Consider the following 16,197-nt stretch of genomic DNA (forward strand, 5'->3'; position numbering starts at 1 on the left):
CGATTGAGTTGCGGAATTATCTTCCTATAGTAAGCCTGGGATTTCCCTTTTCAACAAAAATTCTCCTAGGTTTGGAGACGCATCACCCGGAGGCGATCGCCTGCTGGGATTTCACCAGTCCCCTGGGGCACAATGGCGAGGGCATTGGTTTGGGCAAGATTAACTAAATTAGCAGAACTATGGCCGCCCCCAGCTAAATGAAAAAGATAACCCGTCGCCGTGGTTGCCAAGGTTCCCCACAGGTAAGCATCCCGCTTTCCGGCTCCCTTGAGGGGTTGATCACAGGTGGCCCAGACAAATTCTGGTGCCCAAGGCCCAGCATTGCCGGACAACTTTTTCAACGCAGGTTGCACGAACCGCCAACAACCCACCAGGGCCGATACCGGATTGCCGGGCAGCCCAAAGTAGAGTTTATTCCCAGGAAATTTCGCCACTGTCAGGGGTTTACCAGGGCGAATCGCCACACTACGGATAAAAATTTCGCCCCCTAATTCTTCGAGGAGTTTTTCAACATAATCAAACTCGCCCACGGAAACGCCTCCCGTCGAGAGGATGAGATCCCCAGCGGCGATCGCCTTTTTCATGGTTGCTTTCAGTTGGGCCGGATCATCAGGGACAATGCCAAAATTTTTCGGAATCGCTCGTTGCCCCTGGACAAAGGCCGTCAAACCATAGCGATTCGAATCAACAATTTGGCCGATTTCTAACTTTTCCCGGGGCGATCGCAACTCACCCCCCGTGGAAAAAATTGCGACCCTCGGTTGCCGATAGACCGGAAATTCGACACATTGACAGGCCGCAAGAACGGCTAAATCCGCTGCGCCCAACCGTTGCCCTGGTTTTAAAAGGGGTTCCCCGGCGCGGTAATAGTCACCCCGCTGGCGCACGAACTGCCGCAAAGAGGGATTCTGTAAAATTTTGACCCGATCGCCCCGTTGCTCTGTATGCTCCTGCATCACCACCGTATCCGCCCCAGTCGGTAACATTGCCCCGGTGAAAATGCGGGCGGCTTGGCCAGGCGCTAAGGATTTTTGGGGCGCTTGACCCGCCGGAATCGTTTCAATAATCTCCAGTTCAACGGGTTGCTCTGTCAGGTCTGCAAACCGGATCGCATAGCCATCCATGGCGGAATTATCCCAGTGGGGAATATCCAATTTTCCGGTCGCCGTCGTCGCTAAAATTCGTCCCAGGGCCGTTTCTAGGGTGCTGGGTTCGGTTTCACTAAGGGGGGCGATCGCCTGGAGAATTAAAGCTTGGGCTTGATCAACGGAAATCATACTTCGTCCCACGTTTTGACACTCAATATAGTAAGTCAGTTTGCCAAACAAGTTAGTCTGGCCCTGGGCTGCCACCTTGGGGCTGGCGATTCTCTTCGTAATAGCGTTTCCATTCTGTGGAACTGCGCACCGCTAACCACAGCAAAATCATCGCAATAATGCCACCCTGCTCCGGCGATTGAAAAGCAAACAGCACCAGCACCACACATAAAAAATCTTCCGTAAAAGACCACCACAGGGGCAGACCCCGCAACCGGAAAAACCACCCCGTCAAAGTCAGCTTCAGCACAAAAGCGACCAGCCCCCCCATTACCCCCACCAGCCAGAGCGGTTCAAATTCTAAACGGATCACCTGGGCCACGGTCAGGCTTAAAATGGCCCCCACAATCGGACTAAATAAGAGGGCGATCGCCTGGAGAATGCGTTGACCCAGAAGTTGCTTCGAGCCAAACAGCTCAAACACGGCCCACATCGTAAAAATAGCGATCAAAACCCGGGGCGGCAACCAACCGATCCCAGGCAAATTTGCCACCAATTCATCACTGTGGAGCAGCAAAATAATCAGCAACGGTAAACCGATGCGCATTCCCGCCGCCGCCGCTGCTGACAATACCGCCAAAAATCCGATGATCATGTCTGCATAAAAAATTCTGTGCCACAATCCCGTGGACAGAAGACCTTACCCTTCAGTGTATCGTTCCATTTTTAGGGATGGCCTTTTTTCCAATCCCGAATGATTTCACACCAGCAGATGTAACGATTTCCCCGTGATTCATGTTCCCAACCTCACAAGCCAAAGTCACCGTGATTTAATACCCCTTATTCGGCTTAAACCATGAACCATGACGGTAAATTCTCTCCTGAGCGATGCTAGCCTACGCCTCGAAAAAGCGCTCCACCACGTCAACATCTCTGAAGATGCCAGCGAACGCTTGAAATATCCCAAAATGAGCCTGAGCGTTTCTATTCCCGTGCGCCTCGATGATGGTTCTTTGAAAATCTTCCGGGGGTATCGGGTGCGGTATGACGACACTAGGGGGCCGGGTAAAGGAGGCGTGCGGTATCATCCCAACGTTTCCTTAGACGAAGTACAATCCCTGGCCTTTTGGATGACCTTCAAATGTGCCTTGCTAGATCTGCCCTTTGGGGGAGCCAAGGGGGGCATTACCGTTGATGCCAAAAGCCTTTCTAAAGCCGAACTAGAACGTTTGAGCCGGGGTTACATCGAGGCGATCGCCGATGCCATTGGCCCCGACACAGACATTTTGGCACCGGATGTCTATACCAATGCCATGGTGATGGGTTGGATGATGGATCATTACAGCATTATTCAACGGAAAATTTTGCCGGGGGTCGTAACGGGCAAGCCCTTGGGCATGGGAGGAAGTCAAGGACGCAATACCGCGACGGCCAGTGGTGCCTTTGATGTAATTAAAACCATCTGCAAAAAACTAGAATATGTACCCGAAAAAACCACCGTTGCGGTGCAAGGGTTTGGCAATGCCGGAGCAGAACTAGCCCAACAACTAGCCTGCGCTGGCTACCGTGTTGTCGCCGTTAGTGATTCCCGTGGGGGGATCTATGCAGAACAGGGCTTAGATATTCCGAGCATCCGCCAGTACAAGTCAGAAAGTCGGAATATGGCTGCTGTTTATTGTGAAAAATCCGTTTGCAATATTGTTGAACACCAAACGATCACCAATGAACAACTTTTGACCTTAGATGTGGACATTCTGATTCCGGCAGCCCTGGAAAATCAAATTACGGCGGACAATGCCCATCAAGTGCAAGCCAAATTAATTTTTGAAGTGGCCAACGGCCCCATTAGCTCGGCTGCGGATGTCATCCTAGAAGAAAAAGGAATTATGGTGGTGCCGGATATTCTCACCAATGCTGGGGGAGTCACGGTGAGTTATTTTGAGTGGGTGCAAAATCGCAGTGGCTTTTATTGGCCAGCGACGGACATTCGTGATCAGCTGAAGACGCGTATGGTTACAGCCACAAACCAGGTGTGGCACATTGCCCAAACGCGACAGATTTCAATGCGGACTGCGGCCTATGTCCAGGCCCTGATGCGCCTCGGTGAGGCCCTAGATGCGAAGGGGACACGCACTTATTTTTCAGGCAGTTCGGCCTAGGGGAGAATTCTTTCGATTTACGCCCTAGGGACGGCAAAATCAGCAGGGTTCAACCAACGGCAGATCTCTGTTTTCAATCCCTTTAGATCCTTTGATAGGCCTTGTTTTAACCATTGGCCAAAGGTATCGAGGGGAGAAAAGCCTTCGGTAAATTGCCAGTCTAGATCTTGGCCTAAGGGGGTGAGGTGATTCCCCGTGAGGTTGAGGGTGGCCACCATATTGGGGAAGCGCTCGATGAGGATGGGGGTTAGATCTGGGGTTTGGTCAATGGTGTCGTTATTAAACTGAATCAGGAGATTGCGCCGGATCTGGTAGCTGGTTTGGATGATTTCGTTGGTCTCAAGAGGAGAAGGGGTAAATTCAAAATTAATTGTGTTATCTGGGTCAAACTGCTCGAAGAAAGGAATAGATTTTTTCACGGGAAAGTTGTTGTAGGACATCAAAACATTGCCCGCCCGTTGCACATTAAATAAGCTGCCAATCAATAGGTGAATTTTGCAGCCCATGCTGTGGCCCACGCCATAGACAGGGAGGTAACGGTAACCCAGTTGGTTTGAGTTTTGCAGGCGTTCGAGGATATTTTCAAAGCGGTTGAGTACCTGCCGGGCGATCGCCAAATGATCAAAACCATTCACAAAAGGAGTGGTGATAATCGCATATCCTTCGGCAGCAAGCTGTTCTAGGAGCCATTTGTAGGTGAGTTGCGGCGCAGTGCCCACAAAAGCACCCCCCAAAAAATGAATCACCCCCACCGGTTGTACTGGGATTAAAATCCAACTGCCACCAGACTCTTGCCAAATCATTATTTGCCGTTTGTTGCTTACTAAAAGTGGCTTTTATTGTAAAAGTTTTTCGGGGTTGGTGTGGCTCATCAGGTACAGGTCAGCTTCAGAAATGCCCGCCGCCGCCAACTGTTCTAAAAATCGCTGGTAGCCTTCAATGGGCGATGGATCAAGGGCTCGTCCGAGGTCGGTGCTCAGGACAAAGTGGGTTGCGCCGATGGTTTGGATTGCCTTCGCCATTGTTTCAATGCTCACATTCTCCCAAGCTTGGTGGTCGGCTTCGGTAGCGTTTTCTCCCATCAATGTATTCACGTAGGTTAATTCTAAAAAAGCCCCTTGGTCGGCGATCGCCTGCATTTGTGCGAGGGTTAATCCTGGTACGGTGGCCATGGCATGGGTTATGAGGATTTTTTCAACGCCCAATTGTTTCGCCGCAGGGACAACGGTGAGAATTTCTGCTGGGGAAATGTGGCCCGTACCTAAAACCAGATTATGGGCGGCAATGTACTGCAAAATGTCCGGCATTTCTGGCACCAGATGGCCATAGCGGGCCACCCGCAATCCCCCAAAGCGGTGGTTTAGGGTCTGACGATGGTGGGCCGCATCAATGGTGGGTAGCCAAACGACTTTTCCCCCGCCCTTCTCCCAGGCGATCCATGGTTTCCACGGCCCGGAGATTTAAACCGCCCACCGTTTCATTGAGTACAACGCCGCCATATACTTCCATGTCCGGCACAACTTTGTGGGCCAACACCGCCCGATCCGCCGTTGGGGTGAAGTGGTTTTTGAGCACGAGGGCTTGCATTCCTGCCTGGGCTGCGTTTTCAACCAGTTCTAAGTCGTCGTATAGTCTGGCGGTGACATCCGGAGCAGAATGGACATGGAAATCGATGCTGCCTTTAAAATCTGTGGCGATCGCCCCCAGCATCCCAACCCCCCAAATCCAGAGGCCCAAACCGATCCCGACTACCAGCCGCAACAGGAAAGGATTTTTAAGGAAATAAAGGGGACGTTTCATGGCAGAGAATGACAGCTTTTGCGCTAGCGAATACGGTTTAAGGATTCCTTTCGTTTACGGAAGCGAGGATATCAACGTATGATATGTTACGTTAATTAAAATATCCTCATAAAACCAATTGCATCCGTTGGTTTTGTGTTCACAGGAGACCTATAAATATGCTTACCCTTAAGATTGCTGTTTACATCACAGTCATTTTCTTTGTATCTCTGTTTATCTTCGGTTTTCTATCTAGCGACCCAACCCGCAACCCCGGTAGAAAGGATTTCGAATAAAGTATTCTGGGCTGTTTATCGCAGCAAACTTGATTTACAGCATCAAAAATGGTGGGGAGCTGTCCTAGGGCAACCCCACTTTTTCATGGGTACGGGTTTTGGATTCGCTACATTGAAAAGAAAGGCCATTGAGTCCCCCGCAACTGTCTCCTAAATGTCACCATGCTAAGACGACCTGCTTTTCCCATAACCGCCGTTGTTTTGCTCCTGACAACGCCCCTCTCGATCGCCTTGCCGCCCCCAGAGGATTTACCCGAAGAAGTCCTGCGCCCGGAAATAATTACCGAAGGGCGATCGCCCATTGATGGAGAACCCGTCACCGCCCAAGAATACGCCGAAATCCAACAGGAACAGGCGGAACGAAATCTTCCCCCCACCGTCAATGCAGACATCCAGCACACCATTTTTCTTCTCCGGTTGCGGAAACTGCTGCAAACAATTTCTCCTTTTTAAACTGTGTCAGCACACGGAACTATAAATTTTTGTTGACTGATGGCCGGATAGGGGATGGGAGAGGCAAAAGTCCGGTGCTAAAATGCTGGCAATTCTGAGCTTTCCCCCAGGGGAAAACCCAGGCCCATTGTTCGTTTTGGTGATGAGGATCAGATGAATATTCGCGCAGGTCTCACGGCGTTGGGGGTGAGTATGGCTACCCTAGGGCCCATTAGCTTTGCACCCATAGCCCAAGCTAATAGCGGTTTGTTTGGCACCCAGGATTTGACCCCTGGAGATGTGGTGGCGATCGCCGTCCCCCTTGCTGGTGGTGAAGCCTATAATCTTGTGATCCTCGAACAACTCGACCAAAACCGGGCCTGTTGGCGAGAACAGGGAGGTTCCCCCACGGTCATTGATCCGCTACTGTTGCAATTTGACTTTACGGGGATTTGTGGCCGCAGCACCGATTCCAACGGCTATTCCCTGCGCCTAGGGGAGCAAGATATGGCTTGGCGCTATCGCCTCCAGTTGGTTCAGGAAAGGGGAGCCGTTGTCCTCAAGGCTTTTGATGTGGAAAATCCGGGGCGATCGCCCATCGAAGTGGGAGATACTGGAGGGCTGGCCCAGGGGATGCTGAAGATTAATCTCAATCCGGGTTGGCGCATGGCGAAACGCACCTACGAAGGAAAAACCCTGGGTCACATTTACCTCGCCAATGAACGACCCCGCGACCAATTGGTTGCTGCCGATCCCCGACAGGAATGGGTTGCAACGGCGCCCACCACCTATACCAGTAGCAAAATCACCGAAAAATCGGTCTCTGGCAGCGAAACAATTCAGATTTTTGTGCCTCCCTACCAAGAAACCACCAGTCGCCCGAACGAAACCCTCGTGGCGGCGATTACAGTTCCCGCAGCTCCTGAACCCATCGTGAGTCTACCGAGCAATCCCAGCAATCCCAACGTTCTCCCTGTCCCCCAACGCTCTATCCCCACCTACAGTTCCAGTAACACCGGGGTCATTCGCCTTGAAGAACCCGGTCAACAACCGCCGCCGCCGCCCAATAGCGTTTCCTTGGCCCAGAGCTTAGGTTTGCGGTACCGGGTGGTGGTTGATGCCCAAACTCCAGAACAAAAAGAACGGTTAAAGGCTGTGATTCCGGATGCGTTTCATACTTGGGTTGGCGATCGCCGGATGATGCAAGCCGGGGCCTTCGCCGCCGAATTTGAAGCCCAAGATCTGCAAATGCGCTTGCGAGAAACGGGTCTAGCGGTACAAATTGTCCCTGTGCAGTAAGTGATGGCAAATTTTTCAGAAATCTTTGTGGCGATCGCCGCTGACCCTTGGCAGGAGGTGGTTGACTTTTACCGTGGCCTCCTGAATGACGAACCCGCAAGCTACAGCCAAGATCGTTACGCGGAGTTTTTGATTCAGGGTCTGAAGTTGGGCATTTTTAAACCCAGTCCCCAACACCAATCAGAATTTACCGGAACCTCAGGCGCTTTGAGTTTTTGCCTAGAAGTTGATGATCTCGAAGAGGCGATCGCCACCGTGCAAGCTTTGGGAGGAACGATAGACAGCGAAATCAGTATAGCCTCCCATGGACGCGAATGTTACGCCTACGATCCTGCCCAAAACCGCTTAATTCTGCACCAAAGTAATGCTATTCAAGTCAATCCCTAGGGCTGGCTCCCTGCTTCCTGTTCCATTTCTTCTACGGCCTTTTCCGTCCGCTCATGGGGATCTTTAAATCCCTCCCGTGGCAAAATACCCAGGACAAGATTGTTTACGGTTGCCTTTATTTGTTTACTCGCCCCCTTGAGAGGTTCCGGTAAAAAGACGTCTCCCACCGCCACAAATGCCAACAACAGAAAAATAACTAACTTCACCGAATTGCCTGCACTCATGAACTTAACTTTCATGGATCTATCCTTCCTCGTAAACGGCCACGGAAATATTTCTCTCAATTTTTATACTATGGCAACACCTGGCCCAGTGGCATCGATACTAAATATTGGCTTAAATCTTGATCTTGGCACTCCTGGAAAATTTCCTTGCCCAAACCCCAAAGGCGTAAAATATCAACCATGTCCCCTGGCCTGTAATTTGTAGTTTCTACTATTTAACAAATCGAGACGATGAGCGAAGAAACCCCCGACCTAAAACCAGACGAAACCTTACCCAGTCCTTTGCGGTGTTGGTACGGTACTGCCGTTGCTGGTTCCATGTCCTTTGCAGCCTACCTTTTAACAAATAAAGTCATTGCGGGCTTTGCTAGTAAACCGCCCACGGGAAATGGTCTTGCCATCCAAATCGGGATCACAGTACGCACCCTCATTATGGGCTTATTTACCATGGCGACCGGGGTATTTGGCCTCATTGCTGTAGGTCTATTTATTTTGGGTCTCCAGTCTCTCTTGAGCGGTAAGCAAACAACTTCCCCTGGTGATTCATAAGAAAAAACCCTAGAATTGCTTCCAGGGTCAGGTCATTATTTTTCAGCATTTTCAGTTAAGCAGCTTCACTCGCTGCCAGCTCCTCTAGAACGAGAAGGTTGTCCGAATCGTGCCAATGATGATGTCTTCGTTATCCTCATTTTGATTTGGGTTAATCAGCCAAATTACACCAGGGGTAATGGAAATATTCTTGCTCAACTGATATTTATAAAGCCCTTCAATGTGTAAAGGCATATCATCAGTAAAGCCTCGGGGTGTACTGCCACCAATTTCTAGGTTTGTGGCGTAGGGCTCAGAACCAACGATGATTGCCCCCATGTTGCCAGGCTTACCAAGGTCAGGCAATGCCAAAATACCAGCCCAAGTCCAGATATCCGCTTCACCTTCATCGAACTTGGCATCGGTATAGCCGACCCAACCGCGAAGACTGATTTTATCGGTAACATCCCATTGAACCTGGCCACCAAACGAATTCGTTTCCACATTGTTTATAGCCATGCCCATGCCGGAGTTATTCAGATTATTAGCCCAGCCAGTTCCCGTACCACCATAGGCAAAATCACTACTATCAGTAGCATAGCCGCGGACATAGTTCACCCCAAATTTAAACTTGTCACTGGGCTTGATTGCCAATTGCGCCATTGCGGAGTAGGTGCCGTTAAATAGTCCTTCTCCTTCGCTCGGATCACTGCCATTTGTTGCAAGATATCCCGCCGAAAGCTGGAAGACGTCATTAAAGTCATGTTTAATCCCAATCCCGGTAGTGGAAGTACCAATCCCCAGACGATAAATTGGGTTGCGCTCACCGAAACGAGAGAGGGCACCATTTGAACCACCACCAGCTTCTAGACCTGTGTTGAAGGTATCTGCATAGAAGTGGTGAGCACCGAGAATCGCCATCGCCGTGACAGTTGTGCTATCACCAACTGGAAAGGCATAGTGCAGTCGATCGATTGTGACGTCGTTGTCACGTTCACCATCATAAGAAAAACGTCCTTCTTGAGTTCTAGGGACAAATCCAGATCCCAAAGTATCGTATTGCCCTGTAAATGAAGGGCCAGAATTTCCGGCACTTAAACGTGTATAGAGCCGATCTTTGCCAGTAAAGCTGGTGACTAGCATTAAGCGAACTTTGTCTTGAAAAACGGTTTGGGCATCATCGATGCCATCGCCAAAAGCATCAGAAACATTAAAAGAAACTTCGCCCACCAGCTTGGTCGTCGTTGAAAACTGATGATCTTCGAGGAATTCGACGCGGCCTTCGAGGTCATCAACGCGGGCTCCGAGGGTTGCGAGTTCTGCTTCAAATTCATTAACGAGGCGACGTAGCGCAGCGAGATCTTCTGCCGTAACTTCAGAACTGCCACTGGTGATCAGCCGCTCAATTTGCTGTAAACAGGCATTTAAACCAGCGGCAAATTCATAACGACTGAGGGGACGGTTGCCACGATAGGTACCATCGGGATAGCCAACAATACAGTTGTAGTTTTCGACTAAATTTCGCAGCGCATCAAAGGCCCAGTCAGAGGGAGAAACATCGCTGAGCTGGAAAATACTATTGACTTGAGCGGTAGCACTGTTCGCACTGTACTGATTAATTTGTTCGAGCAATCCTTGGTTATCTGCGGCGATCGCCTGGCTGGCCATCGTCACAAAAGCGGTTGCAGCTAAAGATACAGTTTTCAAAGAAGTCATAGTTTGGTGTTTGTCCTCACACCCGAAGCTTTGATTTTGGCAAGGTTAACCAAAGTTGAAGTCGGGGTTAAAAAATGAATGGCTTAGTTTTGCCATGACTTATGGTGAAAGTTTTGTAGTATTTCCTACGAAATTGCAGCGGTGATGCAAATTTAGCGAATACTACATGGGAGTTCTGGATGTAACCCCCTTGGGGAAGGCTTGTATCCTAGAAAAAGAAAAATATTTTTTGAGGTTAGTGAAATTATGGTTCTTGTGGCCGCGCAATTTGTTCGACGTGTGGGAATGATTTTTTTGTTGGCGATCGCCATGATGATTTTTATAACCCCAGAGGCGATCGCCGCCAGTAAGCTGAACTACACCTATTCGGAACTGCCGAACCATGACTTTGCCCACGAAAATCTCCAGGCAGCGAGCTTTGCCCGGGCCGATGTGCGGGGGAGCGACTTTACTGGCAGTGACCTAAGCCGAGCGATCCTCACCGAAGGCAAATTTATGGAGGCCAATCTCACCGAAGCCAACCTTTCCGAAGCCTTTATGGATCAAGTCAACATGGAAGGTGCAAACCTCACCAACGCCCTTTTTGTCGATGCCGTTGCACCGGGGACAAATTTTGCCGAAGCGATTATCGACGGGGCTGATTTTTCTGGTGCGCTTCTCGACCGTTACCAACTGTCTGAACTCTGCAAACGAGCCAGCGGCACTAATACCATCACTGGCATTGACACCCGCTACAGTCTCAACTGTAAAAATTAGTCCCCCTGGGAATTAGCAAAATATCCAGGAGATCTTTGGTCGCGATTTTTCAAAAAATCGGGATGATAGGATTTGAACCTACGACCCCCTCGTCCCGAACGAGGTGCGCTACCAAGCTGCGCTACATCCCGAAAAACAGAACCTATACTAACACAGGTAAACCTTGCTACGATAAAAACTTGTCCGTTAAGTCCAAAATTCTCAAAAGATAAGGAGCGATCGCCGTGGCGGTAAAACCAGATTGGCTCAGAGTAAAGGCCCCCCAATGGCAACGGGTTGGCAGCGTCAAAGAAATTTTACGGGACCTCAGCCTCAACACCGTCTGCGAAGAAGCCTCCTGTCCCAACATTGGCGAATGTTTTAATGCAGGCACCGCCACCTTTTTGATTATGGGGCCAGCCTGCACCCGTGCTTGCCCCTACTGCGACATTGACTTCGACAAAGTGCCCCGGGGTTTAGATCCCACAGAACCCGACAATCTTGCCGAAGCCGTCCGCCGTCTGAATCTCAATCATGTCGTGATCACTTCCGTCAACCGTGACGATCTCCCCGATGGTGGCGCAAGCCAATTTGTAAAATGTATCGAACGAACTCGCGAACTGTCACCCAAAACCACCATTGAAGTCTTGATTCCTGACCTCTGCGGTAATTGGGACGCCCTCAAAACGATCCTTGATGCTGCCCCCGAAGTGTTGAACCACAACACCGAGACCGTCCCCCGTCTTTATAAAAAAACGCGTCCCCAAGGGGATTATCAACGTTCCCTGGAGTTACTCCAGCGCACCCGCGAGCTAACCCCCTGGGTTTACACCAAATCGGGGATTATGGTTGGCCTTGGAGAAACCGATGCCGAAGTGCGTGAAGTAATGCGTGATCTGCGAGCCGTAGACTGTGACATTCTCACCATTGGTCAATACCTCCAGCCCACCCAAAAACATTTAGGGGTGCAAGATTTTATTACCCCAGCACAATTTGACGCTTGGCGGGAATATGGTGAATCCCTCGGCTTTTTGCAAGTAGTATCTAGCCCCCTCACCCGCAGTTCCTACCATGCCGAACAGGTGCGGCGCTTAATGGAAACCCACCCACGATCTAAGCCAGAACTCAGTCAGTTACATTCACTAAAATAAAAAATAGTTTCCATCTACGGTACGTTCCATGGTGCAAGCACTAAGTCGCTCAATGACCCTAGAAGAATTCCTGGCGCTACCAGAGACTAAACCTGCCAACGAATATATCGATGGGATGATTCGTCAAAAGCCAATGCCCCAAGGAAAACATCGCCTCCTACAACGGGAATTAACCCTTGCCCTCACCATGGCTTTTCGCCCGGAGAAAACAGCTCAGGTTTTTCCAGAACTACGTTGTACTTTTGGGGAACGCTCCATTGTGCCGGACGTTGCAGTGTTTAAAACAGAACGAATCCCTCGGGATGACAACGATGAAATTGCCAATGTTTTTAAGCTTGCACCGGATTGGTTAATTGAAATTTTGTCTCCCAATCAAAGCCATAGCCGTGTTATTCGTAACATCCTCCACTGTTTAGCTTATGGAACAGAAATGGGGTGGCTGATTGACCCCCAAGAAGCCTGTATTTTCGTTTATCAGCCAGATAAATCTGTACAGGTGTTTGATCAGCAAGCCCAAAGTTTACCAATGCCGACTTTTGCTCAATCATTGACTTTAAGGGGAGATGAGATTTTTGCTTGGTTAAAAAATTAGGCTATTTTTTGTGATGAAGCGTCCCATTTATCTCGATAACCATGCGACAACTCCCGTTGATCCGCAGGTATTAGAAGCGATGTTGCCCTATTTTACGGAGCAGTTTGGTAATCCTGCGAGTGCTGGCCATGTTTATGGGTGGGAAGCGGTGGCGGCAGTGGAACGATCCAGAGAAATGATCGCCAGTAGTATTGGGGCAGAACCAGAGGAAATTGTTTTTACGAGCGGGGCGACGGAGGCAAATAATTTAGCGATTAAAGGAGTAGCTGAGGCTTATTTTGACAAAGGCAGGCATATTGTTACGGTGCAAACGGAACATCGAGCGGTGCTTGACCCCTGTGCCTATTTGGAAACTTTGGGGTTTGAGGTGACTCATCTGCCCGTGCAAGCCAATGGCTTATTGGATTTATCTTTGTTGGAAAAAGCACTCCGTCAAGATACGGTGCTGGTCTCGGTAATGGCGGCCAATAACGAGATTGGCGTACTCCAACCCGTCGCCGAGATTGGCACCCTCTGTCATGATCGAGGTGTTTTATTTCACTGTGACGCGGCCCAGGCGATCGCCAAAATTCCCCTAAATGTCCAAACCCAAAATATTGACCTGCTGTCCCTGACAGCCCATAAAATTTATGGCCCCAAGGGAATCGGTGCGTTGTACGTGCGCCGCAAAAATCCCCGGGTCAATCTTGCGCCCCAACTCCACGGCGGCGGCCAAGAACGGGGGCGGCGATCGGGCACCCTCTATACGCCGCAAATTGTTGGCTTTGGCAAGGCCGTCGAAATTGGTCTGGCCCAGATGGATGAAGAAAATGCCAAGATTAAACTATTACGCGATCGCCTTTGGCAGCAACTCCAACCCCTAGAGGGCATTTATCTAAACGGCGACCTCGACCAACGGCTCCTCCATAATCTCAACATCAGTATCGAAAATATTGATGGCACAGCCCTCCTTTTGGCACTGCGCAATACCGTCGCCCTTTCCGCTGGTTCCGCCTGTAGTTCCGGTAAACCCTCCCATGTCCTTACTGCCCTGGGGCGATCGCCAGCCCTTTGTCGCGCCTCCCTCCGCTTTGGTTTAGGCCGTTTCACCACTGCTACCGATATCGATCACGTCGCCTACACCCTACAGCACACCCTCCACAGCCTCTGAAAAATGCCCACCAAGACCCCATGAAAGTGATCCAAAGTGAACACTTGGCTTTAGAATGGAATCTGAGGCGATTGCAAATATGCCGCTAAACCTTCCTGTATTTAGCCGTAACCGTCTTCTCCCTTTACACAGCGTGTGAAGAAAGAATTTGCTCCGGTCTTTGTTTGTTGTTGCGGTAATCCTAACCTTTTCCTCAATGACACAAGATCCGGCGATCGCCTACCATTTCATCTCACCCAGCCATACATAGACTCATGTCTGCGGTGAAGTCTGCACGAAACAAGAAATATCCAGCCTAGTTTCAAAGCATTTATTTCAGACAACAGAACTTGCATAGAACAGTTTTTTCAGCATTAAGCGAAAAAAATCGAGGAATTTGAATGCCTAAGCAAATTATTATTGCAGAGCAGCATCAGATTGCTGCCGTTTTTTGGGAAGACCAAATCCAAGAAATTGTCGTATCCACCGGTGCCCAACAGGTCGGTGACATCTATCTCGGTATCGTCGAAAACGTCATTCCCGGCATTGACGCGGCCTTTGTCAACATCGGTGACACCGAAAAAAACGGTTTCATCCACGTCAGCGATCTCGGCCCCATTCGACTCAGAAAAAATTCCAGCTCAATCACCGAACTCCTCGAACCCCAACAAAAAGCCTTGGTTCAGGTGATGAAAGAACCCACGGGAAACAAAGGGCCACGGCTCACAGGCAATATTACCCTCCCCGGTCGCTACGTCGTCCTGATGCCCTACAGCAAAGGAGTTAACCTTTCCCGCCGCATCAGTAGTGATAGCGAACGTAACCGTCTGCGGGCCCTCGCCGTGCTGATGAAACCTCCCGGCATGGGACTTTTGGTGCGGACTGAGGCCGAAGGTACCGACGAAGAAGCGATCATCGAAGATTTAGAACTGCTCCAAAAACAGTGGGAAGCGATCCAGCAGCAGGCAAACTACGGCCGTCCCCCGACCCTGATCAACCGCGATGACGACTTTATTCAGCGGGTGCTGCGGGACATGTACAGCGATGAAGTGAACCGCATCGTGGTGGATTCTGCCAGCGGTATGAAACGGGTGAAAAGCCAGCTCATGAACTGGGAAGGGGGGAAAGCGCCCGACGGTTTGTTAATTGATCATCACCGCGAAAAGCAATCGATTCTGGACTATTTCCGGGTGAATGCGGCCATTCGTGAAGCCCTCAAGCCCAGGGTTGAGTTGCCTTCTGGGGGCTACATCATCATTGAACCCACCGAAGCTTTAACTGTCATTGACGTAAACTCTGGTTCTTTTACTAAATCCGCCACCGCACGGGAAACGGTGCTTTGGACGAACTATGAAGCGGCCACAGAAATTGCGCGGCAACTGCGGTTACGCAACATTGGTGGGGTAATCGTGGTGGATTTCATCGACATGGATTCTCGCCATGATCAGTTGAAGTTGCTGGAGCATTTTACAAGTATTCTCAAGGCGGATAAGGCCCGACCCCAGATCGCCCAGTTGTCTGAATTGGGTTTGGTAGAACTGACTCGCAAACGGCAGGGTCAAAATATTTATGAACTGTTCGGTAAGCCCTGCGCCCACTGTAATGGCCTCGGTCACTTGGTACATTTACCCGGTGAAGAGGAACCAGTACCACTCCAGTTAAATATTCTGTCTTCTCTCTCGCTCCAGGGCGGGGCGCGGACACCGGGAGAAAGTCGGCCTGTACTGTCTGGGGGACGGCGCGGCACCACCAGCCACGGACGACGGATTACATCACGGGTTGCTCGGAGCAAGCTGATTAATGCAGGGAATACGCCTGCGGCAGAGCCGTTAAATCTGGTGCATCATCCCGATTATCAGGAACAAAGCAGCAATAATAATAATCGTCGTCGTCGCCGGCGATCGCCAGAGGTTTCGAGTAAGCCGGTGCTCCGGGACGAAAAAGAAACCCAAGATAATGGTGGCGATCGCCCCTCTGCTGAGACGCCAACAAAAGAAAAAAAAGAAACAAAAACGTCTTCGCCCCAAGACAACAGCAATACGTCTTCCCGCTATGACCGCCGCGAACGGAGCCGTTACCGCCGTGACGAGCCCAAAGAAACCGTCCAGGTGGAAATGACGGAGCAGGAAAAAAATGTCTATGCCCTGATTGGGGTATCCCCCCTGGTGCGTTTAGACGCTGCTGGGAAAAAAGACCCCCGCTCAACGATTATCGAAATTGTGCGACCGGGAAGCGCCAAAGAAACCGATGCCACTTCGGAAAAGGTAACACCAGTCGAAAATTTAGAGCCGCAACAACTCCAGATTGAGACCCCTGAAACTGGAGAGGTCGCCCCCGAAGCAGACGACACAGCTCCCCAAACTGCTCAACCCGTAGAAACAAAAGTTTCACCCCAGGCGGAACCGGAAGCAGCAGAAAAAGACGCTGAAGAAAAAACCAATGGCCGTCGCCGTCGCCGTCGCCGTTCTTCCGCCAGTAGTTAAAACCCAATTACCGTTAACCTAAGGCAGTGGC

The 16,197-nt window shown here is 50.3% G+C and carries 18 protein-coding genes and 1 tRNA gene; 11 read left to right on the forward strand and 8 right to left on the reverse strand.

Going from position 1 to position 16,197, the window contains the following annotated elements; all coding sequences use genetic code 11:
* Positions 1–65: 65 nt before the first annotated feature.
* On the reverse strand, positions 66–1,277 hold the full coding sequence (locus AACQ84_RS03930; RefSeq protein WP_012306400.1) for a molybdopterin molybdotransferase MoeA: 1,212 nt from the start codon (positions 1,275–1,277) through the stop codon (positions 66–68).
* 52 nt (positions 1,278–1,329) lie between these two features.
* A complete protein-coding gene (locus AACQ84_RS03935) occupies positions 1,330–1,911 on the reverse strand; it encodes a DUF4126 domain-containing protein (RefSeq protein ID WP_012306401.1) in 582 nt (193 codons plus the stop codon).
* Positions 1,912–2,119: 208 nt separating this feature from the next.
* On the opposite strand from AACQ84_RS03935, the gene AACQ84_RS03940 reads away from it, so the two are divergent.
* Entirely contained in the window at positions 2,120–3,415 is a 1,296-nt protein-coding gene (locus AACQ84_RS03940) for a Glu/Leu/Phe/Val family dehydrogenase (protein WP_012306402.1), read from the forward strand.
* A 17-nt stretch (positions 3,416–3,432) separates the two neighbouring features.
* Here the strand turns inward: AACQ84_RS03940 and AACQ84_RS03945 are convergent, their stop codons facing one another.
* From AACQ84_RS03945 to AACQ84_RS03955, 3 genes are read right to left on the reverse strand one after another with little or no spacing between them, the layout of a single operon-like run.
* Positions 3,433–4,218 (reverse strand): DUF1350 family protein, encoded by a 786-nt coding sequence (locus tag AACQ84_RS03945; protein WP_012306403.1) that lies wholly within the window; start codon positions 4,216–4,218, stop codon positions 3,433–3,435.
* Between the two features lie 33 nt (positions 4,219–4,251).
* Complete coding sequence (locus tag AACQ84_RS03950; RefSeq protein WP_315862534.1) at positions 4,252–4,875, reverse strand: DUF6282 family protein; 624 nt, start codon at positions 4,873–4,875, stop codon at positions 4,252–4,254.
* The gene (locus tag AACQ84_RS03955) at positions 4,802–5,215 is read right to left on the reverse strand and encodes a DUF6282 family protein (protein WP_012306405.1); all 414 of its coding nucleotides are present in this window, start codon (positions 5,213–5,215) and stop codon (positions 4,802–4,804) included. Before AACQ84_RS03955 ends, AACQ84_RS03950 begins: the two co-directional genes overlap by 74 nt.
* Before the next feature lie 158 nt (positions 5,216–5,373).
* Between AACQ84_RS03955 and AACQ84_RS03960 the strand changes: the two genes are divergently transcribed.
* The 4 genes from AACQ84_RS03960 (at position 5,374) to AACQ84_RS03975 (ending at position 7,608) form a co-directional block, all read left to right on the forward strand.
* Positions 5,374–5,490 (forward strand): photosystem II reaction center protein I, encoded by a 117-nt coding sequence (locus tag AACQ84_RS03960; protein WP_015132356.1) that lies wholly within the window; start codon positions 5,374–5,376, stop codon positions 5,488–5,490.
* A gap of 162 nt (positions 5,491–5,652) precedes the next feature.
* Positions 5,653–5,943 (forward strand): hypothetical protein, encoded by a 291-nt coding sequence (locus AACQ84_RS03965; RefSeq protein WP_012306406.1) that lies wholly within the window; start codon positions 5,653–5,655, stop codon positions 5,941–5,943.
* 153 nt (positions 5,944–6,096) lie between these two features.
* Complete coding sequence (locus tag AACQ84_RS03970) at positions 6,097–7,221, forward strand: DUF3747 domain-containing protein (RefSeq protein ID WP_012306407.1); 1,125 nt, start codon at positions 6,097–6,099, stop codon at positions 7,219–7,221.
* Positions 7,222–7,224: 3 nt separating this feature from the next.
* A complete protein-coding gene (locus tag AACQ84_RS03975) occupies positions 7,225–7,608 on the forward strand; it encodes a VOC family protein (protein ID WP_012306408.1) in 384 nt (127 codons plus the stop codon).
* On the opposite strand, the gene AACQ84_RS03980 is transcribed toward AACQ84_RS03975, so the two are convergent.
* The gene (locus AACQ84_RS03980; RefSeq protein ID WP_049761563.1) at positions 7,605–7,847 is read right to left on the reverse strand and encodes a hypothetical protein; all 243 of its coding nucleotides are present in this window, start codon (positions 7,845–7,847) and stop codon (positions 7,605–7,607) included. The genes AACQ84_RS03975 and AACQ84_RS03980 overlap by 4 nt on opposite strands.
* A 216-nt stretch (positions 7,848–8,063) precedes the next feature.
* On the opposite strand from AACQ84_RS03980, the gene AACQ84_RS03985 reads away from it, so the two are divergent.
* Positions 8,064–8,381: a DUF3082 domain-containing protein gene (locus AACQ84_RS03985; RefSeq protein ID WP_012306410.1), complete on the forward strand. Its 318-nt coding sequence runs from the start codon at positions 8,064–8,066 to the stop codon at positions 8,379–8,381.
* 84 nt (positions 8,382–8,465) lie between these two features.
* Here the strand turns inward: AACQ84_RS03985 and AACQ84_RS03990 are convergent, their stop codons facing one another.
* Positions 8,466–10,076, reverse strand: coding sequence for an iron uptake porin (locus AACQ84_RS03990; protein ID WP_012306411.1), 1,611 nt, complete (start codon positions 10,074–10,076; stop codon positions 8,466–8,468).
* Between the two features lie 246 nt (positions 10,077–10,322).
* Between AACQ84_RS03990 and AACQ84_RS03995 the strand changes: the two genes are divergently transcribed.
* Positions 10,323–10,832 carry a pentapeptide repeat-containing protein gene (locus AACQ84_RS03995; protein ID WP_012306412.1) on the forward strand — a complete coding sequence of 170 codons (510 nt, stop codon included), beginning with the start codon at positions 10,323–10,325 and terminating at the stop codon, positions 10,830–10,832.
* Between the two features lie 57 nt (positions 10,833–10,889).
* Here the strand turns inward: AACQ84_RS03995 and AACQ84_RS04000 are convergent.
* Positions 10,890–10,963 (reverse strand) — tRNA-Pro (locus AACQ84_RS04000).
* A gap of 93 nt (positions 10,964–11,056) precedes the next feature.
* Between AACQ84_RS04000 and lipA the strand changes: the two genes are divergently transcribed.
* The 4 genes from lipA to AACQ84_RS04020 all read left to right on the forward strand — a co-directional run bounded on the left by lipA (position 11,057) and on the right by AACQ84_RS04020 (position 16,166).
* The gene (gene lipA / locus AACQ84_RS04005; RefSeq protein WP_012306413.1) at positions 11,057–11,962 is read left to right on the forward strand and encodes a lipoyl synthase; all 906 of its coding nucleotides are present in this window, start codon (positions 11,057–11,059) and stop codon (positions 11,960–11,962) included.
* A gap of 28 nt (positions 11,963–11,990) precedes the next feature.
* Positions 11,991–12,554: a Uma2 family endonuclease gene (locus AACQ84_RS04010; protein WP_012306414.1), complete on the forward strand. Its 564-nt coding sequence runs from the start codon at positions 11,991–11,993 to the stop codon at positions 12,552–12,554.
* Positions 12,555–12,564: 10 nt separating this feature from the next.
* A complete protein-coding gene (locus tag AACQ84_RS04015; protein WP_086459432.1) occupies positions 12,565–13,704 on the forward strand; it encodes a cysteine desulfurase family protein in 1,140 nt (379 codons plus the stop codon).
* 380 nt (positions 13,705–14,084) lie between these two features.
* Positions 14,085–16,166, forward strand: coding sequence for an Rne/Rng family ribonuclease (locus AACQ84_RS04020; protein WP_012306416.1), 2,082 nt, complete (start codon positions 14,085–14,087; stop codon positions 16,164–16,166).
* Positions 16,167–16,197 lie beyond the last annotated feature (31 nt).

It is taken from the genome of Picosynechococcus sp. PCC 7002 (assembly GCF_963860125.1).
In the GTDB taxonomy this organism is placed as follows: Bacteria; Cyanobacteriota; Cyanobacteriia; order Cyanobacteriales; family MRBY01; genus MRBY01.

Coding starts and splice junctions, on each gene's coding strand:
- AACQ84_RS03995 (WP_012306412.1), top strand. CDS start 10,323: ATGGTTCTTGTGGCCGCGCAATTTGTTCGACGTGTGGGAATGATTTTT.
- AACQ84_RS03985 (WP_012306410.1), top strand. CDS start 8,064: ATGAGCGAAGAAACCCCCGACCTAAAACCAGACGAAACCTTACCCAGT.
- AACQ84_RS03935 (WP_012306401.1), bottom strand. CDS start 1,911: ATGATCATCGGATTTTTGGCGGTATTGTCAGCAGCGGCGGCGGCGGGA.
- AACQ84_RS03965 (WP_012306406.1), top strand. CDS start 5,653: ATGCTAAGACGACCTGCTTTTCCCATAACCGCCGTTGTTTTGCTCCTG.
- AACQ84_RS03945 (WP_012306403.1), bottom strand. CDS start 4,218: ATGATTTGGCAAGAGTCTGGTGGCAGTTGGATTTTAATCCCAGTACAA.
- AACQ84_RS03960 (WP_015132356.1), top strand. CDS start 5,374: ATGCTTACCCTTAAGATTGCTGTTTACATCACAGTCATTTTCTTTGTA.
- AACQ84_RS03980 (WP_049761563.1), bottom strand. CDS start 7,847: ATGAAAGTTAAGTTCATGAGTGCAGGCAATTCGGTGAAGTTAGTTATT.
- AACQ84_RS03930 (WP_012306400.1), bottom strand. CDS start 1,277: ATGATTTCCGTTGATCAAGCCCAAGCTTTAATTCTCCAGGCGATCGCC.
- AACQ84_RS03940 (WP_012306402.1), top strand. CDS start 2,120: ATGACGGTAAATTCTCTCCTGAGCGATGCTAGCCTACGCCTCGAAAAA.
- AACQ84_RS03970 (WP_012306407.1), top strand. CDS start 6,097: ATGAATATTCGCGCAGGTCTCACGGCGTTGGGGGTGAGTATGGCTACC.
- AACQ84_RS03955 (WP_012306405.1), bottom strand. CDS start 5,215: ATGAAACGTCCCCTTTATTTCCTTAAAAATCCTTTCCTGTTGCGGCTG.
- AACQ84_RS04020 (WP_012306416.1), top strand. CDS start 14,085: ATGCCTAAGCAAATTATTATTGCAGAGCAGCATCAGATTGCTGCCGTT.
- AACQ84_RS03975 (WP_012306408.1), top strand. CDS start 7,225: ATGGCAAATTTTTCAGAAATCTTTGTGGCGATCGCCGCTGACCCTTGG.
- AACQ84_RS04010 (WP_012306414.1), top strand. CDS start 11,991: ATGGTGCAAGCACTAAGTCGCTCAATGACCCTAGAAGAATTCCTGGCG.
- AACQ84_RS03990 (WP_012306411.1), bottom strand. CDS start 10,076: ATGACTTCTTTGAAAACTGTATCTTTAGCTGCAACCGCTTTTGTGACG.